Source organism: Rhizobacter fulvus (assembly GCF_964020785.1).
Window position 1 is genome coordinate 1,215,802 of record NZ_OZ224516.1, and the last position, 22,411, is coordinate 1,238,212.

24 protein-coding genes are annotated in these 22,411 nt (G+C 69.3%); 5 read left to right on the top strand and 19 right to left on the bottom strand.

The annotated features are described in order from the left end of the window. Positions 1-21 precede the first annotated feature (21 nt). The 5 genes from ACWH49_RS05860 to ACWH49_RS05880 form a co-directional block, all read right to left on the bottom strand. Positions 22-2,355, bottom strand: coding sequence for a methyl-accepting chemotaxis protein (locus tag ACWH49_RS05860; RefSeq protein ID WP_448170612.1), 2,334 nt, complete (start codon positions 2,353-2,355; stop codon positions 22-24). A 45-nt stretch (positions 2,356-2,400) separates the two neighbouring features. Then, on the bottom strand, positions 2,401-2,922 hold the full coding sequence (locus tag ACWH49_RS05865) for a chemotaxis protein CheW (protein WP_448170613.1): 522 nt from the start codon (positions 2,920-2,922) through the stop codon (positions 2,401-2,403). 14 nt (positions 2,923-2,936) lie between these two features. Beyond that, positions 2,937-3,302, bottom strand: a complete 366-nt coding sequence (locus ACWH49_RS05870; RefSeq protein ID WP_056465143.1) for a response regulator — start codon at positions 3,300-3,302, stop codon at positions 2,937-2,939. A gap of 12 nt (positions 3,303-3,314) precedes the next feature. Beyond that, complete coding sequence (locus ACWH49_RS05875) at positions 3,315-3,713, bottom strand: response regulator (RefSeq protein WP_056465144.1); 399 nt, start codon at positions 3,711-3,713, stop codon at positions 3,315-3,317. Positions 3,714-3,810: 97 nt separating this feature from the next. Then, positions 3,811-3,984 carry a rubredoxin gene (locus tag ACWH49_RS05880; protein ID WP_056465145.1) on the bottom strand — a complete coding sequence of 58 codons (174 nt, stop codon included), beginning with the start codon at positions 3,982-3,984 and terminating at the stop codon, positions 3,811-3,813. 190 nt (positions 3,985-4,174) lie between these two features. Between ACWH49_RS05880 and thiD the strand changes: the two genes are divergently transcribed. From thiD to ACWH49_RS05895, 3 genes are read left to right on the top strand one after another with little or no spacing between them, the layout of a single operon-like run. Next, positions 4,175-5,125: a bifunctional hydroxymethylpyrimidine kinase/phosphomethylpyrimidine kinase gene (thiD, locus tag ACWH49_RS05885; protein WP_448170614.1), complete on the top strand. Its 951-nt coding sequence runs from the start codon at positions 4,175-4,177 to the stop codon at positions 5,123-5,125. Positions 5,126-5,129: 4 nt separating this feature from the next. Continuing rightward, complete coding sequence (hemL, locus tag ACWH49_RS05890; RefSeq protein WP_448170615.1) at positions 5,130-6,431, top strand: glutamate-1-semialdehyde 2,1-aminomutase; 1,302 nt, start codon at positions 5,130-5,132, stop codon at positions 6,429-6,431. Positions 6,432-6,435: 4 nt separating this feature from the next. After that, positions 6,436-7,125 (top strand): HAD family hydrolase, encoded by a 690-nt coding sequence (locus ACWH49_RS05895; protein ID WP_448170616.1) that lies wholly within the window; start codon positions 6,436-6,438, stop codon positions 7,123-7,125. Here the strand turns inward: ACWH49_RS05895 and ACWH49_RS05900 are convergent. Beyond that, on the bottom strand, positions 7,122-7,589 hold the full coding sequence (locus tag ACWH49_RS05900) for a DUF6152 family protein (protein WP_448170617.1): 468 nt from the start codon (positions 7,587-7,589) through the stop codon (positions 7,122-7,124). The two genes, ACWH49_RS05895 and ACWH49_RS05900, sit on opposite strands and share 4 nt — an antisense overlap. A gap of 14 nt (positions 7,590-7,603) precedes the next feature. Next, positions 7,604-8,023: a hypothetical protein gene (locus ACWH49_RS05905; protein WP_056465149.1), complete on the bottom strand. Its 420-nt coding sequence runs from the start codon at positions 8,021-8,023 to the stop codon at positions 7,604-7,606. 55 nt (positions 8,024-8,078) lie between these two features. On the opposite strand from ACWH49_RS05905, the gene mpl reads away from it, so the two are divergent. Next, positions 8,079-9,446 (top strand): UDP-N-acetylmuramate:L-alanyl-gamma-D-glutamyl-meso-diaminopimelate ligase, encoded by a 1,368-nt coding sequence (gene mpl, locus ACWH49_RS05910; protein ID WP_448170618.1) that lies wholly within the window; start codon positions 8,079-8,081, stop codon positions 9,444-9,446. A 13-nt stretch (positions 9,447-9,459) separates the two neighbouring features. Continuing rightward, positions 9,460-10,044 (top strand): YqiA/YcfP family alpha/beta fold hydrolase, encoded by a 585-nt coding sequence (locus tag ACWH49_RS05915; RefSeq protein ID WP_448174314.1) that lies wholly within the window; start codon positions 9,460-9,462, stop codon positions 10,042-10,044. Here the strand turns inward: ACWH49_RS05915 and ACWH49_RS05920 are convergent. The 12 genes from ACWH49_RS05920 to murD all read right to left on the bottom strand — a co-directional run bounded on the left by ACWH49_RS05920 (position 10,034) and on the right by murD (position 22,405). Beyond that, entirely contained in the window at positions 10,034-10,240 is a 207-nt protein-coding gene (locus tag ACWH49_RS05920) for a hypothetical protein (RefSeq protein WP_448170619.1), read from the bottom strand. The genes ACWH49_RS05915 and ACWH49_RS05920 overlap by 11 nt on opposite strands. Positions 10,241-10,261: 21 nt before the next feature. Beyond that, on the bottom strand, positions 10,262-10,447 hold the full coding sequence (locus tag ACWH49_RS05925; RefSeq protein ID WP_056465153.1) for a hypothetical protein: 186 nt from the start codon (positions 10,445-10,447) through the stop codon (positions 10,262-10,264). A 19-nt stretch (positions 10,448-10,466) separates the two neighbouring features. Next, complete coding sequence (gene lpxC, locus ACWH49_RS05930) at positions 10,467-11,402, bottom strand: UDP-3-O-acyl-N-acetylglucosamine deacetylase (protein ID WP_448174315.1); 936 nt, start codon at positions 11,400-11,402, stop codon at positions 10,467-10,469. 43 nt (positions 11,403-11,445) lie between these two features. Beyond that, positions 11,446-12,651: a cell division protein FtsZ gene (gene ftsZ, locus ACWH49_RS05935; RefSeq protein WP_056465155.1), complete on the bottom strand. Its 1,206-nt coding sequence runs from the start codon at positions 12,649-12,651 to the stop codon at positions 11,446-11,448. 170 nt (positions 12,652-12,821) lie between these two features. Then, on the bottom strand, positions 12,822-14,051 hold the full coding sequence (gene ftsA / locus ACWH49_RS05940) for a cell division protein FtsA (protein WP_056465156.1): 1,230 nt from the start codon (positions 14,049-14,051) through the stop codon (positions 12,822-12,824). A gap of 15 nt (positions 14,052-14,066) precedes the next feature. After that, positions 14,067-14,870 (bottom strand): cell division protein FtsQ/DivIB, encoded by an 804-nt coding sequence (locus ACWH49_RS05945; RefSeq protein WP_448170620.1) that lies wholly within the window; start codon positions 14,868-14,870, stop codon positions 14,067-14,069. A gap of 7 nt (positions 14,871-14,877) precedes the next feature. Next, complete coding sequence (locus tag ACWH49_RS05950; RefSeq protein WP_448170621.1) at positions 14,878-15,858, bottom strand: D-alanine--D-alanine ligase; 981 nt, start codon at positions 15,856-15,858, stop codon at positions 14,878-14,880. Continuing rightward, positions 15,855-16,862 (bottom strand): acyltransferase family protein, encoded by a 1,008-nt coding sequence (locus tag ACWH49_RS05955; RefSeq protein ID WP_448170622.1) that lies wholly within the window; start codon positions 16,860-16,862, stop codon positions 15,855-15,857. The genes ACWH49_RS05950 and ACWH49_RS05955 overlap by 4 nt, the downstream gene beginning before the upstream one ends. Then, the gene (gene murC / locus ACWH49_RS05960) at positions 16,859-18,265 is read right to left on the bottom strand and encodes a UDP-N-acetylmuramate--L-alanine ligase (protein ID WP_448170623.1); all 1,407 of its coding nucleotides are present in this window, start codon (positions 18,263-18,265) and stop codon (positions 16,859-16,861) included. Before murC ends, ACWH49_RS05955 begins: the two co-directional genes overlap by 4 nt. Next, positions 18,262-19,335, bottom strand: coding sequence for an undecaprenyldiphospho-muramoylpentapeptide beta-N-acetylglucosaminyltransferase (murG, locus tag ACWH49_RS05965; protein WP_448170624.1), 1,074 nt, complete (start codon positions 19,333-19,335; stop codon positions 18,262-18,264). Before murG ends, murC begins: the two co-directional genes overlap by 4 nt. Beyond that, a complete protein-coding gene (gene ftsW, locus ACWH49_RS05970; protein ID WP_448170625.1) occupies positions 19,332-20,618 on the bottom strand; it encodes a putative lipid II flippase FtsW in 1,287 nt (428 codons plus the stop codon). The genes murG and ftsW overlap by 4 nt, the downstream gene beginning before the upstream one ends. After that, positions 20,615-22,405 carry a UDP-N-acetylmuramoyl-L-alanine--D-glutamate ligase gene (gene murD, locus ACWH49_RS05975; protein WP_448170626.1) on the bottom strand — a complete coding sequence of 597 codons (1,791 nt, stop codon included), beginning with the start codon at positions 22,403-22,405 and terminating at the stop codon, positions 20,615-20,617. The genes ftsW and murD overlap by 4 nt, the downstream gene beginning before the upstream one ends. Positions 22,406-22,411 lie beyond the last annotated feature (6 nt).

Here is a 22,411-nt window from a genome sequence, read left to right on the forward strand (position 1 = left end):
GTGTGCAGGCTTCGACCGGAATCACTCGATCTTGAACCGTGCCACCGACTGTTTCAGTTCCTCGGCGGTGCGGGACAGCTCGCGCACCATCTGCGCGGTCGAGCGCGTGCCTTCGCCGGTCTGCTCGGTCACCGCGAAGATGTGCTGGATGTTCGCCGCCACCACGTTGGCCGACTGCGCTTCGCTGAGCGCCTGGTTCGAGATCGCCGCGATCAGTTCGGATAGCTGGCGCGACACCCGGTCGATCTCGCCGAGCGCCGTGCCGGCCGCGTCGGTCAGGCGCGTGCCTTCGACCACGCCCTGGGTACTGCGCTCCATCGCGCCGACCGCGTCCTGCGTGTCGGTCTGAATCGTCTTGACCAGCGCGGCGATCTGGCGCGTCGCGTCACCGGAGCGTTCCGCGAGCCGCTGCACTTCCTCGGCCACGACCGAGAAGCCGCGACCCGCCTCGCCGGCGGAGGCCGCCTGGATCGCCGCGTTCAGCGCCAGCACGTTGGTCTGCTCGGTGATGTCCGAGATGAGTTCGGTGATCTCGCCGATCTCCTGCGACGATTCGCCCAGGCGCTTGATGCGCTTCGAGGTTTCCTGGATCTGGTCGCGGATCGAGTTCATGCCGCCGATCGTGTTCTGCACCGCGCGCAGGCCCGATTCGGCGGCCTCGAGCGACTGCCGCGCGACCGCAGCGGTCTCCTGCGCCTGGCCGGACACGTCGTTGATTCGGCCCGCCATCTGCAGCACCGATTCGCCGGTGTCGCGGATCTCGCGCAGCTGCTCCGAAGACGCCGCCAGCAGCTCGGTCGAGGTGGCCTCGACCTGCTGGGTCGTGTCGGTCACGCGGCCGACCGTGCCCTGCACCTGCGAGACCAGCGTGCGCAGTTCTTCCACGGTGTAGTTCACCGAGTCGGCGATCGCGCCGGTGATGTCCTCGGTCACGGTCGCCTGCTGGGTCAGGTCGCCTTCCGCGACTGCCTGCAGCTCGTTCATCAAGCGCAGAATCGCCGCCTGGTTGGCATCGTTGACGCGCTTGGCTTCCTGCTGCTCGCGTTCGGCCGCGTGGCGCTGGCCCTCGGAGGCGGCCGCGCGTTCCGCCTGGCCGCTGACGTACAGCCGCAGCAGCCCGGCACCGCCGAGCAGCAGCAGGATCGCCGACAGCAGCAAGAGCACCAGGCTCAGCCCGCCGAAGCCGGTCTCGCGACCCAGGCGCTCCTGCACCACTTCCAGCCCTTTGCGCAGCGGTTCGCTGTCGGCCACGATGCTGGCCTGCGCCTCGCGCGCGGACACCAGGCCCTGCAGGTTGCCGAGGATCGCGCTGGCCTGGGTGCGGGTCAGTTCGTACTGCTTCATCAGCGCGGCCAGCCGCTCCTTGGTCTGCGGGTCCTTGGTGGCCGGCAGGCGCAGCTCGGCGTTGCCGTCGATCAGGCCCTGGCCCAACTCGCGGAACGAGTTCAGGTCCTTGCCGAGCAGGAACACGGCCTCGGGGCTCACGCCCTCCATCGTCAGGAATTCGTTGGCCGACTTGCCGATGCGCTGCGTCAGCATCACCAGCTGGCCGACCGCCGACAGCTCGGCCGGCGAGGCGTCCTGCTGCAGCTTCAGCGACGACACGGTCTCGGCGCTCTCGAGCAGGTCGGACGACTGGCGGTTGATCGCGCGCAGCGCCTGGCCGACCTGGGTCAGCACCTTCTGCTGGTCGAGCACGGTCTTGGCGCTCTTCTCGGCCTTGTCGATCAGCGGCAGCAGTGGCTCGATCGCGTCCTGGACGCCGGCCGGTGCGGCGGCGATCGCGCCGTCCCCGGTGCGCAGTGCGCGCACGTTGCGCACCAGCACGTCGGCGCTGTCCTTCACTTCGGGGAACGCGGCCGAGCTGCCGATCAACGCCTGCGAGACCGACTTGGCCAGGCGCTGCGACTGCATCAGCGCCTGCCCGCTGGCCGCGACCTGCGCCGAGCCCCGGTTCGCGGCGAGCAGCGACAGCACCGTCATCAGGATCAGCCCGACCAGGCCGAGGCCGGCCAGGCCGAACAGGATGCGCTGCTGCTCGGCGACCGGCCGGCGGCCGATCAGCGGCATGCCGGTGCCGGCGGCGGGAGCGGCGTCACCGTCCTGCAGCCGGGTCTCGACGAAATCGGGCATCTCGGACGGTGCGGCGGCCGAGATGATCGAGGTGTCGGGCTCGCCCGCAGGCTGGGACGGCGCGCCGTACGCGAGGCCGGAATCGGGCGCGGCGCCCGCGCCGGCCGCCGCCAGGCGCGCGCCCTGCGGCGTCAGCGTGTCGCCAAACGGACTGGCCTGCGCGCGCGTCGTCGCGACCTCGTCCTTCGGACCCCGCCCCGTGATCTTGTCTAGGAAGCTCATGTCGCCCTCTCGCGTCTCTTGTTCCGGTCCGAGCGCCCGCGACGCTCAGCCCACGATCTTCAGGAATGCCTCATCGCCCACCAGCGCCGCCAGGTTCAGCTCCTGCCAGAGCCGGCCATTCGCATCGCGCAGCACCGCGCCGGCGAACGCCGGCCGCGCGACCGCGTCGTCCTGCGGCTCGGGAGTCAGTTCGTCGTCGCTGCGCAGGCCGGACAGCTTGTCCACCATCAGCACGCAGTTGATGTCCAGCGCCGCGTTGAAGCCGACCAGCCGCGACTGCTCGCGTCCGGCCTCGTGCGTCTTGATGCCGAGGAAGCCGGCCAGGTCGACCACGCCGTGCAGGTGCCCGCGCAGGTTCGCGACCCCCAGGAACCAGCGGTGGCTGTACGGCACCGGCAGGATCGGCGTGAGCGCGAAGATCTCGCCGGCCTCGCGCAGCGGCAGCAGGAAGCCGCGTCCGCTGCATTCGATCGCCAGCCAGGACTGGCCGCGCACCTGCGTGCGTGCCGCCTGCAAGCGCTCGGCCAGCCGGGCCTGGAGATCGCGAAGGGCTTGCTTGTTGGCCATTCAGCGGCTGCGTGTCAATCGAACGCGTGGATCTTGGCCACGAGTTCCTCGGCGTTGACCGGCTTGACGATGTAGTCCCGTGCGCCCTGGCGCATGCCCCAGACCTTGTCGGTCTCCTGGTTCTTGCTCGTGCACATGATCACCGGCACGCCGGTGAAGCGCGGGTCGCGGGTGATCGCGCGGGTGAGCTGGAAGCCGTTCTGACCGGGCATCACCACGTCCATCAGGATCAGATCGGGCTTTTCCTCGCCGAGGCGGCGCATCGCCTCCTCGCCGTTCTCGGCGGTGCGAACCGCGTAGCCGCGCTTGACCAGCAGGTCGGTCAGGTAGTGCAGTTCCGTCTTCGAGTCATCCACCAGCAGGATCTTCTGAATCGTCATGTTCTGTCCTCGTCAGCCCGGGCGCCGGTGCTGCTCGACCGCTTGCAGGAGCTGGTCTTTGGTGAAAGGTTTGGTGAGATAGGCCTCGGAGCCGACCATGCGCCCGCGCGCCTTGTCGAACAGCCCGTCCTTGGACGACAGCATGATCACCGGCACGGTCGCGAACTTGGCGTTGCGCTTGATGATCGCGCAGGTCTGGTACCCGTCGAGGCGCGGCATCAGGATGTCGCAGAAGATCAGGTCGGGATCGTGGTCGTTGACCTTGGCCAGCGCGTCGAAGCCGTCTTCGGCCAGCAGCACGCTGTAGCCGCCCTGCTTCAGGAAAATTTCCGCGCTGCGTCGGATGGTGTTGCTGTCATCGATGACCAGCACCGTGACGCCGGGGGGATCGGCGGGGCCCTGATTGCTCAACAAGCATTCTCCTCAACGACGCGATCGGCTCGGCGAAAGGATGTCCGCCGCGGGCCCGCAGAGCGGTCTTATCGGCGGCGCTGTCCGGACCTGAAGCTCAGATCTGGACCATCTCGAAATCTTCCTTGCGGGCGCCGCATTCGGGGCAGGTCCAGTTCATCGGCACGGCTTCCCAACGGGTGCCTGGAGCGATGTCATGCTCGGGATCGCCGGCCGCCTCGTCGTAGATCCAGCCGCAGATGAGGCACATCCAGGTTTTGGGTTCGGTCACTTTGTTCGCTCGGCCTGACGGGGCGATTCGCTTCACTACAATGCAGACAGATTGTAGCCATCGCCATTGCCAGAAATTCAAGTGTTTGTAGGCACATACGCAACATACCTCACGTTCGTCTAGAGGTTCGGCCAGGGTCAGTTACGACTTGTTTCGCCGCCCTCCTTCCCAACGCGCTCGGGCCCCTTCGATGACCGCTGACTCCCCCCTTCCCGAGACCCCCGCCGACGTCGAAACCGAGCAGGCCGCCCCCGCCTGCGTGATGAGCTTCAACGCCAGCGACCCGAGCGGTGCCGGCGGCATGGCCGGCGACGTCGCGACCATCGCGGCCATGGGGGCGCACGCCCTGCCGGTCGTCACCGGCATCGTGATGCGCGACACTCACGAGGTCTTCGACCATCACGCGATCGACGCCGACGTGGTCGCCGAGCAGGCCCGCAGCATCCTCGAGGACGTGACGATCGCCGCCTGGAAAGTCGGCTTCCTGGGCTCGACCGAGGGCGTCAGCACGGTCGCCGAGATCCTGTCCGACTACCCCGACGTGCCGCTGGTGGCCTACATGCCCAACCTGTCGTGGATCGAGGAGGACGAGCAGCAGAGCTACCTCGACGCCTTCCGCGAGCTGGTGCTGCCGCAGACCGAAGTGCTGGTCGGCAGCCACCAGACGCTGACCGACTTCCTGCTGCCGGAGTGGGACAACGAACGCCCGGCGTCGCCGCGCGAGCTGGCCGTCGCCGCCGCCGAACACGGCACCCGCTATGTGCTGGTCACCAGCGTGCCGCTGCCCGACCAGTACATGGACAACGTTCTCGCCTCCGCGCAGGGCGCGATCACCGGCGAGAAGTTCGAGCGCTTCGAGGTCGCGTTCGTCGGCGCCGGCGACACGCTCGCCGCGGCGCTTGCGGCGCTGCTGGCCTCGGGCGCGGAACTGACCGCCGCGGTCGGCGAGGCACTCGCGTTCCTCGACCAGGCGCTGGATGCAGGCTTCCGCCCCGGCATGGGCAACGTGATCCCCGACCGCTTCTTCTGGGCGCTGCCACCCGGCGAAGACGACGAGGAAGCGGGCGACGCGGCGCCTGCCGCCGACGATGCCGCGCCCGACGACGACACCCCGCCGAAGACCTCTCGCCATGTCCACTGACCGGATGAAACCGACCACCAACGCCGCGCTGTTCGAGCGCGCTCAGATCGTCATCCCCGGCGGCGTCAACTCGCCGGTGCGCGCCTTCCGCGCCGTCGGTGGCACGCCGCGTTTCATCGCGCGCGCGCAGGGGCCGTACATCTTCGACGCCGAAGGCACCCGCTACATCGACTACATCGGCTCCTGGGGTCCGATGATCCTCGGCCACCGCCACCCGGCGGTGCTCGAGGCGGTGCAGAAGGCCGCCGTCGACGGCTTCTCGTTCGGCGCGCCGACCGAGCGCGAAGTCGAGCTCGCCGAGGAAATCCTGAGCCTGGTGCCGAGCATGGACCAGGTGCGGCTCGTCAGCTCCGGCACCGAGGCGGCGATGAGCGCGCTGCGGCTCGCGCGCGGCGCCACCGGACGCAGCAAGATCATCAAGTTCGAGGGCTGCTACCACGGCCATGCCGACGCGCTGCTCGTCAAGGCCGGCTCGGGCCTGGCGACCTTCGGCCACCCGACCAGCGCGGGCGTACCGGCCGAGGTGGTGCAGCACACCCTTGTCCTCGAATACAACAACGTCGCGCAGATCGAAGAGGCGTTTGCGCTCCACGGCGACGGCATCGCCTGCGTGATGATCGAGCCGATCGCCGGCAACATGAACTTCGTCCGCGCCAGCGTGCCCTTCATGAAGCGCCTGCGCGAGCTGTGCACGCAGCACGGCGCGATGCTGGTGTTCGACGAGGTGATGACCGGCTTCCGCGTCGCGCTCGGCGGCGCGCAGTCGATCTTTGCTGCGGCGATCCCCGGCTTCGAGCCGGACATCAGCGTGTTCGGCAAGGTCATCGGCGGCGGCATGCCGCTGGCCGCGTTCGGCGCCAAGCGTGCGGTGATGCAGCAACTCGCGCCGCTCGGGCCGGTCTACCAGGCCGGCACGCTGTCGGGCAACCCGATCGCGACGGCCTGCGGGCTGGCCACCTTGCGCGAGATCCGGAAGCCCGGCTACTTCGACGCGCTCTCGGCCAGCACGCGCAGCGCGCTCGACGGCCTGCTCGCCAGCGCCCGCGAGGCCGGCGTGCCGATGGTCGGCGATTGCGAAGGCGGCATGTTCGGCTTCTTCTTCGCGAGCGAGCTGCCGACGACCTACGCGGCCGTCATGGCGACCGACAAGGAATTCTTCAACCGCTTCTTTCACGCGATGCTGGACCGCGGCGTGTACTTCGCGCCGGCGATGTACGAGGCCGGCTTCGTCAGCAGCGCGCACACGCCCGACGACCTGCGCGCCGCCGCCGCCGCCGCGCTCGACGCCTTCCGCGCGCTGCGCTGACGCGGTGGGTGGCACCACCGCCGCGTACGCCGCGGCCGTGTTCGACATGGACGGCCTGCTGCTCGACTCCGAGCGGCCGGTGCGCGATGCCTGGATGCAGGTGGCCGCCGACGCCGGCGTGGCGCTGACGCCGGCCGCCTACCTCGACCTGATCGGCCGCAACCACCGCGACAGCGCGCTGCGGCTGCGCGCGATCTTTGGCGACGACACGGTGCTGGCCGATGCGCACCGGCGCGTCGAGCGGTTGCTGGCGGAGCGCTTCGGCGAGCGGCCGTTCGACGTCAAGCCCGGCGTCCGGCGATTGCTGCAGGCATTGCGCGACGCACGCATCCCGCGCGCCGTCGCGTCGTCCACGCACCGCGCGGAGATCGAGCGACGGCTCGCGCGCGCCGATCTGCTCGACTTCTTCCAGGCCGTCTGCGGCGGCGACGAGGTCGCCCGCGGCAAGCCGGCGCCGGACATCTACCTGCTCGCCGTCACGCGGCTCGGCGCGGCCGCGCCGACGACGCTCGCGTTCGAGGACTCGGGCCACGGCGCGCTGGCCGCGCTCGCCGCCGGGCTCGGCGTCGTCGTCGTGCCGGACCTCAAGCCGCCGGAGCCGGCGTGGCAGTCGCGCAGCGTCGCGGTGCTCGCTTCGCTGGAGGCCGCTGCCGCGTACAGCGCGGCGTGGTTCGGGATCGAGGTCGCCGGCTAGGCCGGCGACGAGCGCAGGCCGTAGACCTTGCCGCCGGCGAACAGGTACTCGGCGCGCACGACCGCGTCGCCCTTCTCGCCGACCGTCGTGAAGCCGAGCACCGAGACCGACTCGCCGACCTTGATCTCGGGCACCTTCCAGGCCTCCATGCGGGTCAGCGGCGCGAGTTCGATCTCCCAGCGCCTGTCGCGCCGGGTCGGCAGCACCGCGCGCTTGAGCAGGCCGGGTCCGTCGACCGCGGCCGATTGCGGCGGCACCGCACGTTGCGCCAGATCGGCAGGCAACCTCAGATCGGCGGGCAGCTCGATCTCGAGTTCGGCATGCGGGTTGCGCCAGGCGACCTTCACGACCTTGCCTTCGAGCCAGATCGGGCGGTCCTGGTCGAAGCTGCTCCAGCCGTGATGCGCGAAGGCGCGTGGCGCCAGCGCGAGCGCGCCGAGGCCGAGAACGATGCGTCGTTGCATGGTGAGGTGCTCCTTCAGCGGTAGGCGATCCAGCGCCCGCAGATGATGACCGCGAGCCAAAGCCCCAGCGAGAGTGCGGTCTGCGCGCGGGCGATGCCGTCGAGCCGCGTCAGCCCGTCGCGCGCATGGAACAGGCCGGCGTTGGCGCCGGCCAGCGTCAGCACGCCCATCTTGATCACGAACGCGCGGTTGGCGATCAGCTCGGCCGCCTGGCTCGAGAACATCAGCGCGCCGCTGAACACCGCCAATCCGAAGCCGCACATCGACACCGTCAACGCCAGCCGCGCGAGCGCGGGAACCGGCAGCGCCCGCGCCGATCCCCAGACCCGCAGCTCCAGAAGCACGAGGCTGCCGACCAGCAGCGCGATGCCGGTGATGTGCACGACCTCCAGCGCCGGGTAGACGATCGGGTTGCTGGCGATCCAGGACGACATGGGCACCGATTCTGCATGCGTCGGGCGCGTCTCGACCCTTCCCTAGAATCCCCCAATGCACATTCACATCCTCGGCATCTGCGGCACCTTCATGGGTGGCCTGGCCGCGCTGGCTCGCGAAGGCGGCCACACCGTCACCGGCTGCGATGCCGGCGTCTACCCGCCGATGAGCGATCAGCTGCGCGCCCTCGGCATCGAGCTGGTCGAGGGCTACGGCGCCGAACAGCTGTCGTTCCAGCCCGACCTGTTCGTGATCGGCAACGTGATCGCGCGCGGCAACCCGCTGATGGAGGCGATCCTCGACACCGGCCTGCCGTACACCAGCGGCCCGCAGTGGCTCGCCGAGCACGTGCTGCAGGGCCGCCATGTGCTGGCTGTCGCCGGCACCCACGGCAAGACCACGACCACCTCGATGCTGGCGTGGGCGCTGGAGAAGGCCGGGCTGCAACCCGGCTTCCTGGTGGGCGGCGTGCCGCTGAACTTCGGCGTGTCCGCTCGCCTCGGCCAGGTCGGACCGGGTGCGCCGTTCGTGATCGAAGCCGACGAGTACGACACCGCGTTCTTCGACAAGCGCAGCAAGTTCGTGCACTACCGGCCGCGCACCGCGATCCTGAACAACCTGGAATTCGACCACGCCGACATCTTCGACGACCTGGCGGCGATCGAGCGCCAGTTCCACCATCTCGTGCGCACGGTGCCCGCGAAAGGCCGGCTGGTCGTCAACTCCCGCGAGGAGAGCCTGCAGCGCGTGCTGGCGATGGGCTGCTGGAGCGAGGTGACCCGCTTCGGCGCGCGCAAGGAGGCGCCCGGCGCACTGCGCGCCCGCGGCGAGCCGCACGCGTTCGACGTGCTGCGCGGGAGCCTGAAGATCGCGCGAGTCGAGTGGTCGCTGCTCGGCGAGCACAACCAGCTCAACGCGCTGGCCGCGATCGGCGCGGCCGAGCATGTCGGTGTCTCGCCCGAGGTGGCCGCCAAGGCGCTCGCGAGTTTCGAGAACGTGCGGCGCCGGCTGGAGCTGCGCGGCGAAGCGGGCGGCGTCAAGGTCTACGACGACTTCGCGCACCACCCGACCGCGATCCGCACCACCGTGAACGGGCTGCGCCGCAAGGTCGGCGCGCAACGCATCCTCGCGGTGTTCGAGCCGCGCTCGAACACGATGAAGCTCGGCGCGATGAAGGCGCAGCTGCCGTGGTCGCTCGAAGAAGCCGACCTCGCCTACTGCCACAGTGGCGGCCTGGGCTGGGATGCCACGCAGGCGCTTGCGCCCATGGGGAAGCAGGCGGTCGTCTGCGACACGATCGACGAGCTGGTCAAGCGCGTCGTCGCGGCCGCGCGGCCCGGCGATCACTTGCTGTGCATGAGCAACGGCGGGTTCGGCGGCATTCACCAGAAGCTGCTGGACGCGCTGGGCGCGGCGCGCTGAATCGACCGTGGTGGTGCCGGTCACGCACCTGCTGTACCTGCACGGCTTCCGCTCGTCGCCGCAGTCCGCGAAGGCGCGGCTGACGGCGGCCTGGGTGGCGCAACATCATCCGCAGGTCGAGTGGTGGTGCCCGCAGTTGCCACCTTCACCGCGTGACGCGATGGCGCTGGTGCTCGACCGGGTCGGCGCCTGGCCGGCCGAGACGTCCGGCGTGATCGGCAGCTCGCTGGGCGGCTTCTACGCGACCGCGGTCGCCGAGCGGCTCGGCTGGCGCGCCGCGCTGCTGAACCCGGCCGTCGATCCGGCCCGCGATCTCGCGAAGTACATCGGCGAAACCACCGCCTGGCACAGCGAAGAGCGCTTCTTCTTCCGACCGGAGTTCATCGCCGAACTGCGCGCGATCGCACCGGAGTCGCTGACGCGGATGGCGCGCTACCACGCGGTCATCGCCCAGGGCGACGAGGTGCTCAGCTGGGTCGAGATGACCGGGCGCTACGTGGGTTGCGCGCTCGAGCTGATCGAGGGTGGCGACCACGCCATCAGCGACTATGCCCGCTACCTGCCCCGCGTGATGGCGTTCTTGGGCCTCACCAGGTGACCAGCGTCCAGATCACGCGGCCCCAGACCTCGACGTTGAACCACAGCAACAGCGCCATGTAGACGCCGCGCCGCAGCGTGCGGGCGCGATCGAGCCAGACATTGATGTCGAACGCGATGAACAGCACGAAGCTGATCAGTGCACCGCTCGCCAGCAACGCCGCGATCACGCCGATGACCCACCGGAAGATCGTCATCCCCTCGCCTCTCCGTCGCCATCACACCATCATCGCCAGGCGCTCGAGGATGAGCACCGCAAAGAAACCGAGCGCTGCGATCACCGTCCACTTGACGATGCGCAGCGCGAACACCTTGTAGCGCACCTGCCCGGTGCCGACGAACATGGCCAGGCTCACCAGCCCCGCGGCCAGCAGCAGCAATACGATCCAGCGAAAAATCAGCATCGGAAAGCGGCGGGTCGTCTCACCACGCGGGGGCGAGCTCGGCCATACCGGCCGGCGCCTTGCTCGCGTCGTCGAAGCTGACGATCTCGTGGCTGGCCGGATCGGCCAGCACCGCGCGCAGCAGCTTGTTGTTCAGGTCGTGACCGGCGCGGAACGCAGAGTAGGCCGCGATCAGCGGGTGGCCGATCACGAGCATGTCGCCGATCGCGTCGAGCATCTTGTGCTTGACGACCTCGTCGTCGTAGCGCAGGCCGTCGCCGTTCAGAACCTTGTAGTCGTCGATCACGAGCGCGTTGTCCATGCTGCCGCCCAGCGCCAGGCCGCGGGCGCGCATCATCTCCACGTCCTTCGTGAACCCGAGCGTGCGGGCGCGCGCGATCTCCTGCTTGTAGCGGCCCGAGCCCATGTCGAAGCTGACGCGCTGGCCCTGCTGGTCGACGGCCGGGTGGTCGAAGTCGATCTCGAACGTGAGCTTGTAGCCCTCGAACGGCTCGAGCCGCGCCCACTTCAGCTGCGGGCCGGTGCCCTCGCGCACTTCGACCGGCTTCAGGATGCGCAGGAAACGCTTCGGCGCGTCCTGCAGTTCGATGCCGGCGTTCTGCAGCAGGAACACGAAGCTCGCCGCCGAGCCGTCGAGGATCGGCACCTCTTCGCCGTTGATGTCGACGATCAGGTTGTCGATGCCCAGCCCCGAACAGGCCGACAGCAGGTGCTCGATCGTCTTGACCTTCGGCGCCCCGGGATCTCCGCCGGCCGACAGCGTGGTCGCCATGCGGGTGTCGGTGATCCACAGCGCGTTGACGCGGATATCCACCGGCTGCGCCAGATCGACCCGGCGGAACACGATCCCGGTGTCCGCCGCCGCGGGGCGCAGCGTGAGTTCCACGCGTTGCCCGCCGTGCAGCCCCACGCCGACCGCGCGGGTCAGGGACTTGAGAGTGCGTTGGGCCAGCATCCGCACGATTTTAGTCGGCACGGCGGATGCTGGCCCCGGCACTTCAATCGGCTTGCTTGCGCAGGAACGCCGGGATCTCGATTTCGTCCATGCCGTTGCTCGCCAGCGCATCGACCTTCGCGGCCGCGGTGCGGCCGTTGCGCCAGACGCTCGGCGTCGTCAGGGCGCTGTAGTCGTGGTGCGGCGAGGCCGTCTGCTGGGTCGCGACGGCGCTTTGCAGGATCGGCAGGTCGTGCGTGCCGGTGCGCTGCGCCGGCATGCTGTGGACCACGCTGATCGGCGTCTGCTGGCGGCGTGCCGGCGACAGGCCGGTGGCGATCACGGTGACGCGCAGCTGGTCGCCCAGGCTCTCGTCGTAGGCAGTGCCGTAGATCACGTGCGCGTCGTCGGCCGCGTAGCGGCGGATCGTGTTCATCGCATTGCGGCTCTCGGCCAGCTTGAAGGTGTTGCGGTTCGCCGCGATCAACACCAGCACGCCGCGCGCACCCGACAGGTCGATGCCCTCGAGCAACGGGCAGGCGACGGCCGCCTCGGCCGCCTTGATCGCGCGGTCCGGGCCCGAGGCCTGGGCCGTGCCCATCATCGCCTTGCCCGGCTCGCTCATCACCGTCTTCACGTCCTCGAAGTCGACGTTGACCAGACCCGGCATGTGGATGATGTCGCTGATGCCGCCGACCGCGTTCTTCAGCACGTCGTTGGCGTGCGCGAAGGCCTGGTCCTGGGTGATGTCGTCGCCCAGCACGTCGAGCAGCTTGTCGTTCAGGATCACGATCAGCGAGTCGACATTGGCTTCGAGCTCGGCCAGGCCCGAATCGGCCGCCTTCATCCGGCGGTTGCCTTCGAACTCGAACGGCTTGGTGACGACGCCGACCGTCAGGATGCCCATTTCCTTGGCGACCCGCGCGATCACCGGCGCGGCGCCGGTGCCGGTGCCGCCGCCCATGCCGGCGGTGATGAACAGCATGTGCGAGCCCTCGATCGCCTGGCGGATGCGGTCGACCGCTTCTTCCGCCGCGGCCTTGCCGCATTCCGGCTTCGCGCCGGCGCCCAGGCCCGTGGTGCCGAGCTGGATCAGGTCGTGCGCCGCCGAGCGGTTGAGCGCCTGCGCGTCGGTGTTCGCGCAAACGAACTGCACGCCCTGAACGCCCTGCGCGATCATGTGGTCGACCGCGTTGCCGCCGCCGCCGCCGACGCCGATCACCTTGATCTGCGTGCCCATGCTGAACTCTTCAATCATTTCGATGGCCATTTGATTCTCCAATCCTTAAGTGCAGTTGCCGTGTATCCAGAAATCAGTCTTGCGTCTTCGTCACTCTCGTTCTTCTTGTCGTCGAGGTCCGGCGCGCGGCGGCGCCAGGCCATGGGCGGATTGAACGTGCAGCAACGAGTGGAGGTGCTTCATCGTCGTTCGCCTCTTGGTTAGAAATTGCCCAGGAACCAGTCCTTCAGCCGGCCGAACAGGGTCTTCACCGACCCGGCCTGCTGCGCCGCGCGCTGACCGCGCGAGCGGCCGATCCGCGCTTCTTCCAGCAAGCCCATCACCGTCGCCGAGCGCGGGTTGCTGACCATGTCGTACAGCGCGCCGTGGTAGGTCGGCACGCCCTTGCGCACGGGTTTGAGAAAGATGTCCTCCCCGAGCTCGACCATGCCCGGCATCACCGCCGCGCCGCCGGTGATCACGATGCCGCTGGACAGCAGCTCCTCGTAGCCGCTCTCGCGGATCACCTGGTGCACCAGCGAATAGATCTCCTCGATCCGCGGCTCGATCACGCCGGCCAGCGCCTGGCGGCTCAGCATGCGCGGCGCGCGGTCGCCGAGGCCCGGCACTTCGAGCTGCTCGCTCGGGTCGGCCAGCAGCTGCTTGGCCACGCCGTACTCGACCTTGATCTCCTCGGCGTCCTTGGTCGGCGTGCGCAGCGCCATCGCGATGTCGCTGGTGATCAGGTCGCCGGCGATCGGGATCACCGCGGTGTGGCGGATCGCGCCGTCGGTGAAGATCGCCACGTCGGTGGTGCCGGCGCCGATGTCGACGAGGGCCACGCCCAGGTCCTTCTCGTCGTCGGTCAGCACGGCATGGCTGGACGCACTCGGGTTCAGCACCAGCTGGTCGACCTCGAGCCCGCAGCGCCGCACGCACTTGACGATGTTCTCGGCCGCGCTCTGCGCGCCGGTGACGATGTGCACCTTGACCTCGAGCCGCCCGCCGCTCATGCCGATCGGCTCCTTCACTTCGTGGCCGTCGATCACGAACTCCTGCGGCTCGACCAGCAGCAGCCGCTGGTCGTTCGGGATGTTGATTGCCTTCGCGGTCTCGACCACGCGCGCCACGTCGACCGGCGTCACTTCCTTGTCGCGCACGATCACCATGCCGGTCGAGTTCTGGCCGCGGATGTGGCTGCCGGTGATGCCGGTGTAGACCCGCGTGATCTTGCAGTCGGCCATCATCTCGGCCTCCTTCAGCGCCTGCTGGATCGACTGCACGGTCGCGTCGATGTTGACGACCACGCCGCGCTTCAGGCCGTGCGTCGGCGCGCTGCCCAGGCCGGCGATGCGCAGCTCGCCGCCCGGCATCACCTCGGCGACGACCACCATGATCTTCGCGGTGCCGATGTCGAGGCCGACCACCAGATCCTTGTATTCCTTGGCCATGTATTTTTTCCCCGTTTATTTCTTCTTGGCCGCTTCGACCGACGTCGAAATGCCCTTCAGGCGCACCGCATAGCCGTCGTTGTGGCGCAGATCGGCGTACAGCAGCGGATGCTGCGCGTACCGGTTGCGCACCTCGGGCAGCGTGGCGATGAAGCTGCGCGTGCGGGCGATCACCTCGTCCTCGCTGCCGCGGCCGAGTTCCACCTCGGCACCGGTGTCCAGCTCCACCTTCCACGAGCCGCGGCCGGACAGTTCGAGCGTCTCGATCCGCGCGTCCATCGCGGCGAACTCGGGCTGCAGCCGGCCGATCATCTTCAGCATCCGCGCCGACGAACCGTCGGGGCCGCGCAGCGTCGGCAGCGCGTCGTCCTCGACGTCGCCGAGGTTGGCCTCGAACACCTCGCCGTGGGTGTTGACCATCTTGTCGCTCGCCTCGTCGGCATTCGCGCCGCCGATCCAGAACGCGGCCGGCTTGTGCTCCTCGAGCTGGACCGAGAGCCGGTTCGGCCAGACGCGCCGCACGACCGCCTGCCGCACCCACGGGACCGACTCGAACGCGCGCCGCCCGGCCGCCAGGTCCATCGTGAAGAAGTTGCCCGCCAGCTTGGGGGCCGCATTCGCGCGGATCGTCAGCGCACTGTTGTGCGCCAGGTCGCCGTCGACGCGGATGCTGCGCACCGCGAACACCGGCCGGTGCGCCGCCCACAGCACCGCGACTGCCACGAGCGCCACCACGCCGAAGGTGGCCAGCGCAGCGGCGGTCACGTTCATCAGCCGGATGTCGGCCGGCAGCGGGACGGGCGTGGTGAGGGTGGCCATCGGTCGTTCAGCGGGTGGCGTCCAGCGCCGCGGTCGAGAGGATCTGTACGCACAGGTCTTCGTAGCTCAACCCGGCAGCCGCGGCCGACTTCGGCACCAGCGAATGCGAGGTCATGCCCGGCGAGGTGTTCATCTCGAGCAGGAAGGCCTTGCGGTCGCTGGCGCGGATCATCAGGTCCGCGCGGCCCCAGCCGCGGCAGCCGAGCGTGCGGTAGGCCTGCACGACGACGCGCTGGATCTCGCGCTCCTCGGCCTCGGGCAGGCCGCTCGGCACGCGGTAGTCGACGACGTCGGTGAAGTACTTGTTCTGGTAGTCGTACGCGCCCTCGGGCGCGACGATCTTGACGACCGGCAGCGCGTGCGCCGCCTCGCCGTGGCCGAGCACCGGGCAGGTCACTTCCTCGCCCTCGATGAACTCCTCGCACAGCACGTCGGCGTCGTACTGCGCGGCGAGTTCGACCGCGCCCTGCATCTGCGAATAGCCGGCGACCTTGGTGATGCCGATCGACGAGCCCTCGCGCGGCGGCTTCACGATCAGCGGCAGGCCCAGTTCGTCGGGCACCGTGCGCACCCGCTCGCGGCCGCGCTGTTCGGGCGCGAGCCACACGTAGCGCGGCGTCGGCAGGCCCTCGGCGAGCCAGACGCGCTTGGTCATCACCTTGTCCATCGCGATAGCCGACGCGAGCACGCCCGAGCCGGTGTACGGGATGCCGAGCAGCTCCAGCGCGCCCTGCAGCGAGCCGTCCTCGCCGTGGCGGCCGTGCAGCGCGATGAAGCAGCGCGCGAAGCCGTCGCGCTTCAGTTCGACGAGCTCGCGCTCGGCCGGATCGAACGGGTGCGCGTCGACGCCTTTCGAACGCAGCGCGGCCAGCACGCCGTTGCCCGACATCAGCGAGATCTCGCGCTCGGCCGAGGTGCCGCCGAGGAGCACAGCGACCTTTCCAAGGTCAGGCACGGCGACCTTGCCGAGGTTTGCGGCGGTGTTCATGCGATTCCTTTCCTCTGGCGCACGCGCACGCGGTCCGACAGGGTCTTGCCGAGTGCGATGCAGCGCGCCTCCAGTTGCGTCGTCGACAGGTGGGCGAGACCGAACGTCACCGCCAACATCAGCGGCCGCTTCAGGTACTTGACGAGCGTGTCGCCGCTGGCCAGCCAGGTGGACGTCAGACCGCCGTGGATGACGTACAGCGCATAGGAGAGCTTGGCCAGGTACGCGAGCGGCGCACACAGCAAGGCGCGCCCCAATACCGTGTTCGGATTGAACAGCGTGGTGCCGACGAGCGTGGCGGCCAGGTAAGGCCGCAAGTAGCTGATCGATCCGCCCAGCGGGTGGGCAGAAGCGAGCAGCAGGGCGGCGAGCACGAGGGTGATCGGCCAGGTCACCAGGAAGGATGGCGGGCGCCGACCGCTGTGCAGCCCGAGTGCCAGGATGCCGCCCGCGAGGATCTCGTCGACGCGATACCAGGTCACGATCGAGACGTGCACCCCATCGACGACGCGCAGGACGGTGACCACCAGACACAGCACCGGAATCAGCATCAGCCCGCGTTTGCCCAGCAGACCGACGATCAATGCGATGCCCAGATAGAACTGGACCTCCACGCACAGGCTCCACAGGTGCGCGGTCGGATCGAGCAAGAAGAACGGCGGGTTGTTGGCATAGAACAAGAAGTGCGCGGCCCAGTGCGCCAGGTCCGTGCCGACGATCGCGAGCGTGATCGCACTGAACACCCAGGCCAGCGGCACGATCCGGAAGAATCGACGGATGAGGAACACGGCGATGTTCTGGTCGCGCAGCAGGAAGGTCGTGATCAGGAAGCCCGACAACGTGAAGAACAGCGCCATGCCGCTGGCCGCCACGGCCTCGTTCATCTGCCAGGCCTTGGGGCTGAGCGGAAACAGGTGGCCGAGCAGCACCAGCGCGATGCTGATGCCGCGCCAGCCGTCGAGCACGCCGTATTCGTGATGTGCCGGCGAGGCGCGCTCGCTCACGAGCGATCCCCTGCTGCGTCGGCCACCTGAGCCGCGATCGATCCGATCGAACCGGCGCCCATCGCGATCACGACATCACCGTCCCGGGCCTGCTCGAGCACGGCGCTTGCCATCAGGCCGATGTCGTCCACGAACACCGGATCGACCTTGCCGACCACGCGCAGCGCGCGCGCCAGCGCCCGGCCATCGGCCGCGACGATCGGCGCCTCGCCGGCGGCGTAGACCTCGGACAGCAGCACCAGATCGGCAGTGCCGAGCACCTTGACGAAGTCCTCGAAGCAGTCGCGCGTCCGTGTGTAGCGGTGCGGCTGGAACGCCAGCACCAGCCGGCGGCCCGGAAACGCGCCGCGCGCGGCGGCGAGCGTCGCGGCCATCTCCACCGGATGGTGGCCGTAGTCGTCGATCAGCGTGAACGCGCCGCCGTCACTGCTCGGCTGCTCGCCGTAGCGCTGGAAGCGCCGGCCGACACCGGTGAACTCGGCCAGGCCCTTGACGACCGGTGCATCGGGCAGTTCGAGCTCGGTGGCCACCGCGATCGCGGCCAGCGCGTTCAGCACGTTGTGGTCACCGGGCAGGTTCAGCGTCACGCGCAGGTCCGGCATCTGCACGCCGTTGCGGCGACGCACCGTGAACTGCATCGTGCCGGCATGCGCCTCGACGTCGACCGCCCGCACCATCGCGTCCTCGCCGAAGCCGTAGGTCACGACCGGGCGCGAGATCATCGGCATGATCGAGCGCACGCCGGCGTCGTCGCTGCACAGGATTGCCGCGCCGTAGAACGGCATGCGGTGGATGAACTCGACGAAGGCCGACTTCAGCTTCGCGAAGTCGTGGCCGTAGGTGTCCATGTGGTCGGCGTCGATGTTCGTGACGACCGCCATCACCGGCAGCAGGTTCAGGAACGAGGCGTCCGATTCGTCCGCTTCGACGACGATGTAGTCGCCCGAGCCGAGGCGCGAGTTCGCGCCCGCCGCGTTCAGCTTGCCGCCGATCACGAAGGTGGGATCGACGCCGGCTTCGGCGAGCACGCTGGTGACCAGCGAGGTGGTCGTCGTCTTGCCGTGCGTGCCGGCGATCGCGATGCCGGACTTCAGTCGCATCAGTTCCGCCAGCATCACCGCGCGCGGCACGACCGGCACGCGCCTCGCGCGTGCGGCGAGCACCTCGGGGTTGCTGGCGCCGACGGCTGTCGATGTGACCACCGCTTCGGCGCCGGCGATGTTCTCCGCCGCATGGCCGATCGCGATGCGGATGCCCAGCGATGCCAGCCGCTGCGTCGTGCCGCTCTCGTGCTGGTCCGAGCCGGAGACGACGTAGCCGAGGTTGTGCAGGATCTCGGCAATGCCGCTCATGCCGGCGCCGCCCACCCCGACGAAGTGGATGTGTTTGACGGCGTGCTTCATGCGGGCACCAACCCTTCGATCTGATCCGCGACGCGCGCCGCGGCTTTCGGCTTCGCCAGCGCACGCGCCTTGGTCGCCATCGTCAACAGCGCCTCGCGCGTCAGCGTCGACAGCAGATCGGCCAGCTTGCGCGGCGACAGTTCGCTCTGCGGCAAGTGGATGCCCGCGCCCTGCGCGGCCAGCCACTGCGCGTTGTCGCGCTGGTGCGAGGTGGTGCTGACGATCAGCGGCACCAGCACCGCCGGCACGCCGGCGGCGCACAGCTCGCTGACCGTCACCGCGCCGGCGCGGCAGACGATCAGGTCGCAATCGGCGAGCTGCGCCGCCATGTCGTCGATGAAGGGCAGCACCTGCGCGGCAACCTCCACCCCGGCGTACGCCGCCTGCACGCTCGCCAGGTTGGCCTGCCCCGTCTGGTGCGTGACCATCGGGCGCTGCGCCGCGTCGAGCAGTGCCAGCGCCTGCGGCACGCATTCGTTGAGTGCGCGCGCGCCGAGGCTGCCGCCGACCACCAGCACGCGCAATGCGCCCTGGCGATTCGCGTAGCGTTGCGCCGGCGCCGGCAGGGCCTCGATCTCGGCACGCACCGGGTTGCCGGTGACGACCGCATGTTTCGTGCGGTGCGCAGCATCGCCGTCGAACCCGAACGCGACCGCATCGGCGACCGGCAGCAGCGCACGGTTGCTCATCAGCAGCGAGGCGTCGGCGTTGACCAGCACCAGCGGCTTGCCCAGCAGCGAGGCCATCAGCCCGCCGGGAAAACAGACATAGCCGCCCATGCCGAGCACCGCGGTCGTCCGGCGCGCGCGGATGATCCGCAGGCAGCTCCAGAACGCGCCGAGCAGCCGGAAGCCGCCGGTCAGCGTGTGCATCAACCCCTTGCCGCGCAGGCCCGAAAACGCGATCGTGTCGATCGGGATGCCGGTGGGCGGCACGAGCTTGTTCTCCATGCCGGCCGGCGTGCCGAGCCAGCTGACGCTCCAGCCGCGCGCCTGCATCTCGCGCGCGACCGCGAGCCCGGGGATCACGTGTCCGCCTGTCCCCGCCGCCATCACGAGCAAGTGCTTCATGCGCGACCACCCCGCATCAGGTGCCGGTTCTCGATGTCGATCCGCAGCACGATCGCGAGCGCGACCACGTTCATCACGATGGCCGAGCCGCCATAGCTCATCAGCGGCAGCGTCAGGCCTTTGGTCGGCAGGATCCCGAGGTTCACGCCCATGTTGATGAAGGCCTGCCCGCCCATCCAGATGCCGATGCCCTGCGCGTACAGGCCGGCGAACACGCGGTCGAGCGCGATCGCCTGGCGGCCGATGTGGAACAGCCGGCGGGAGATCCAGAAGAACGCGAATATCACGCAGGCCACGCCGATGAAGCCGAGCTCCTCGCCGATGACGGCGAGCATGAAGTCGGTGTGGGCCTCCGGCAGGTAGTGCAGCTTCTCGACACTCCCGCCCAGGCCCTGGCCGAAGATCTCGCCGCGGCCGAGCGCGATCAGCGAATGGGTCAGCTGGTAGCCCTTGCCCATCGCGTACTTCGGGTCCCACGGGTTCAGGAACGCCAGGATGCGCTCGGCACGCCACGGGCTGCTGATGATCATCAGCACGAACGCGCCGACCAGCACGCCGATGCTCAGGAAGAACATCCGCCCGTTGACGCCGCCGAGGAACAGGATGCCCATCGCGATCACCGCGATCACCATGAAGGCACCCATGTCGGGCTCGGCCAGCAGCAGCAGGCCGATGACACCGAGCGCAACCGCCATCGGCGCCACCGCGCGGACGAACTTCTCCTTGATGTCCATCTTCCGCATCATGTAGCTCGCCGCGTACATCGCGATCGCGACCTTCGCGAGTTCGGAGGGCTGGAAGTTCAGCACCCCCAGCGGGATCCAGCGCTTCGCGCCGTTGACGCCCTTGCCGATCCCGGGGATCAGCACGACGATCAGCAGCAGCAGCGACGCGACGAAGATCCACGGCGACGCCTTCTCCCAGAAGCTGACCGGGATCTGCACCGTGACCAGCGCCGCGAACAGCGAGACCGCGACGAACAGGATCTGGCGCGACATGAAATACGTCGACGCGTAGCGCGCGAACTTCGGGCTGTCGGGCAGCGCGACGGTCGCGCTGTAGACCATCACGATACCGAGCGCCAGCAGCGCGATCGTCACCGTCACCAGCGCCTGGTCGAAGCCGAGCAGGCGCGCCGGCGTGCCCGTCTGGCCGACGTTGATCCAGTCGCGCACCGGAATCGGCCGGCCTTCGCGCTTCGCATCGCCGGCCTCGCTGCGCCGGCGCAGCAACGCGCCGAATCGCTCGCGCAGCGACGGCGATTCCTTCATCACCGCGCTCATGCCGCCAGCCCTCCGTGGTCGGCGACGATCGCGTGGACCTCGTTCGCGAACACCTCGGCGCGATGCCCGTAGTTGCGGAACATGTCCAGGCTCGCGCAGGCAGGGCTCAGCAGAACGGCGTCGCCGGCATGGGCGCGCTCGAACGACCAGCGGGTGGCTGCTTCCAGCGTGTCGTGGCGCTGCACCGGCACGCCCGCATGGGCCAGCGCGGCCTCGATCGTTGCGGCATCGCGGCCGATGGTCGCGACCGCGCGCGCGTGGCGGCGCACCGGCTCGACCAGCGGCGCGAAGTCCTGGCCCTTGCCGTCGCCGCCGAGGATCACGACCAGCTTGGCCGGCGCCTTGTCGGCGCCAAGGCCGTTCAGCGCCGCGACGGTCGCGCCCACGTTCGTGCCCTTGCTGTCGTCGTACGCGTCGACTCCGTCGAGCGAAGCGATGTACTGCACGCGGTGCGGCTCGCCGGTGTACTCGCGCAGGCCGTGCAGCATCGGCGCGAGCGGGCAGCCGATCGCGGTGGCGAGCGCGAGCGCGGCCAGCGCGTTCGCAGCGTTGTGGCGGCCGCGCACGCGCAGCGCGTCGGCCGGCATCAGGCGCTGGATCGACAGCTCTTCGGGTTCGGTACGCTCTTCGCCTCGCCCTCCGCCCTTCCCGCCCTTGCTGCGCTTGAGCGTCTCGTCCAGCTCGCGGGCACGCACCAGCCAGGTCATGCCGTTCTCGTCGATCAGGCCGAAATCGCCGGGCCGCGTCGGCGCGCCGGTGCCGAAGCGCACCACGTGGCGCTCCACGGTCGTCGCGCGCCTGCCTTTCGCGCTCTTGACGATCTCGGGCGCCGGTACCAGCGCCTCGACCATCGGGTCGTCGCGGTTGATCACCATCACTGCCTGCTTGCCGAACACGCGTGCCTTCGCCGCGATGTAGTGGGACATCGAGCCGTGCCAGTCCAGATGGTCCTGCGTTATGTTCAGCACGGCGGCCGCGCTGGGCTCGAAGCCGCGGGCCTCGTCGAGCTGGAAGCTGGACAGCTCGAGCACCCAGACTTCGGGCAGCACGTCGAACACCGGCTCGGCAGGTGGCGGCGGGGCGAGTTCGATCGCCTCGGGTGCGTCCTCGTCTGGCAGCGGCGGCGCAGCGGCCGCAGCGTCGTCGGCCGGCTCGTCCCCATCGTTCGCCGCGGCGCCGTCGAGGGCCTGCAGGTCCGCGATGTCTTCGGGCGTCACGTCGTCGGCATCGGCCTGCGCCGGCGCGTCGGCGACGAGATGCACCGTCGGGATGGGCTCCAGATCCAGCGCATCGGCCAGCGTCTGCAACATCGTCGGCCCGATGTTGCCCGCCATCGCCACGCGCTTGCCGGTGCGTGCGATCAGCTGCGCGGCCATCGCGGTCGTCGTCGTCTTGCCGTTGGTGCCGGTGATCGCGATCACCTTCGGCGCGTAGCCGCGTTCCGCCCTCAGCCCTTGAAGCGCCTGCGCGAACAGCGCGATCTCCCCCTGCACCGGCACGCCCATGTCGGCGGCGCGGTTCAGCGGCGCGGCGATGCGCTCGTCCTGCGGCGACAGGCCGGGGCTCTTCAGCACCAGCTTGACGCCGGTGAACGCGGCGTCGGTCAACGGGCCGCGCACCCACTGCGCGGACGGCACGTGCTCGGCCAGCGCGGCGGCGTTCGCCGGCTGCTCGCGCGAATCCCAGACCCGCACATCGGCACCGAAGCGCGCGCACCAGCGCGCCATCGCGAGGCCGGATTCGCCGAGGCCGAGCACGAGAACGGTCGTGTCCTGGAGGTAGTCCATCTTCAG

Bases quoted from the DNA above. Each gene is read 5' to 3' on its own strand.
- murD (WP_448170626.1), bottom strand. From the start codon at position 22,405: ATGGACTACCTCCAGGACACGACCGTTCTCGTGCTCGGCCTCGGCGAA.
- ACWH49_RS05920 (WP_448170619.1), bottom strand. From the start codon at position 10,240: ATGACGATCTTCCGGTGGGTCATCGGCGTGATCGCGGCGTTGCTGGCG.
- ACWH49_RS05925 (WP_056465153.1), bottom strand. From the start codon at position 10,447: ATGCTGATTTTTCGCTGGATCGTATTGCTGCTGCTGGCCGCGGGGCTG.
- ACWH49_RS05860 (WP_448170612.1), bottom strand. From the start codon at position 2,355: ATGAGCTTCCTAGACAAGATCACGGGGCGGGGTCCGAAGGACGAGGTC.
- lpxC (WP_448174315.1), bottom strand. From the start codon at position 11,402: ATGCTGGCCCAACGCACTCTCAAGTCCCTGACCCGCGCGGTCGGCGTG.
- ACWH49_RS05950 (WP_448170621.1), bottom strand. From the start codon at position 15,858: ATGAACACCGCCGCAAACCTCGGCAAGGTCGCCGTGCCTGACCTTGGA.
- thiD (WP_448170614.1), top strand. From the start codon at position 4,175: ATGACCGCTGACTCCCCCCTTCCCGAGACCCCCGCCGACGTCGAAACC.
- murC (WP_448170623.1), bottom strand. From the start codon at position 18,265: ATGAAGCACGCCGTCAAACACATCCACTTCGTCGGGGTGGGCGGCGCC.
- hemL (WP_448170615.1), top strand. From the start codon at position 5,130: ATGAAACCGACCACCAACGCCGCGCTGTTCGAGCGCGCTCAGATCGTC.
- ftsZ (WP_056465155.1), bottom strand. From the start codon at position 12,651: ATGGCCATCGAAATGATTGAAGAGTTCAGCATGGGCACGCAGATCAAG.
- murG (WP_448170624.1), bottom strand. From the start codon at position 19,335: ATGAAGCACTTGCTCGTGATGGCGGCGGGGACAGGCGGACACGTGATC.
- ACWH49_RS05870 (WP_056465143.1), bottom strand. From the start codon at position 3,302: ATGACGATTCAGAAGATCCTGCTGGTGGATGACTCGAAGACGGAACTG.
- ftsW (WP_448170625.1), bottom strand. From the start codon at position 20,618: ATGAGCGCGGTGATGAAGGAATCGCCGTCGCTGCGCGAGCGATTCGGC.
- ftsA (WP_056465156.1), bottom strand. From the start codon at position 14,051: ATGGCCAAGGAATACAAGGATCTGGTGGTCGGCCTCGACATCGGCACC.
- ACWH49_RS05865 (WP_448170613.1), bottom strand. From the start codon at position 2,922: ATGGCCAACAAGCAAGCCCTTCGCGATCTCCAGGCCCGGCTGGCCGAG.
- ACWH49_RS05900 (WP_448170617.1), bottom strand. From the start codon at position 7,589: ATGCAACGACGCATCGTTCTCGGCCTCGGCGCGCTCGCGCTGGCGCCA.
- ACWH49_RS05945 (WP_448170620.1), bottom strand. From the start codon at position 14,870: ATGGCCACCCTCACCACGCCCGTCCCGCTGCCGGCCGACATCCGGCTG.
- ACWH49_RS05905 (WP_056465149.1), bottom strand. From the start codon at position 8,023: ATGTCGTCCTGGATCGCCAGCAACCCGATCGTCTACCCGGCGCTGGAG.
- mpl (WP_448170618.1), top strand. From the start codon at position 8,079: ATGCACATTCACATCCTCGGCATCTGCGGCACCTTCATGGGTGGCCTG.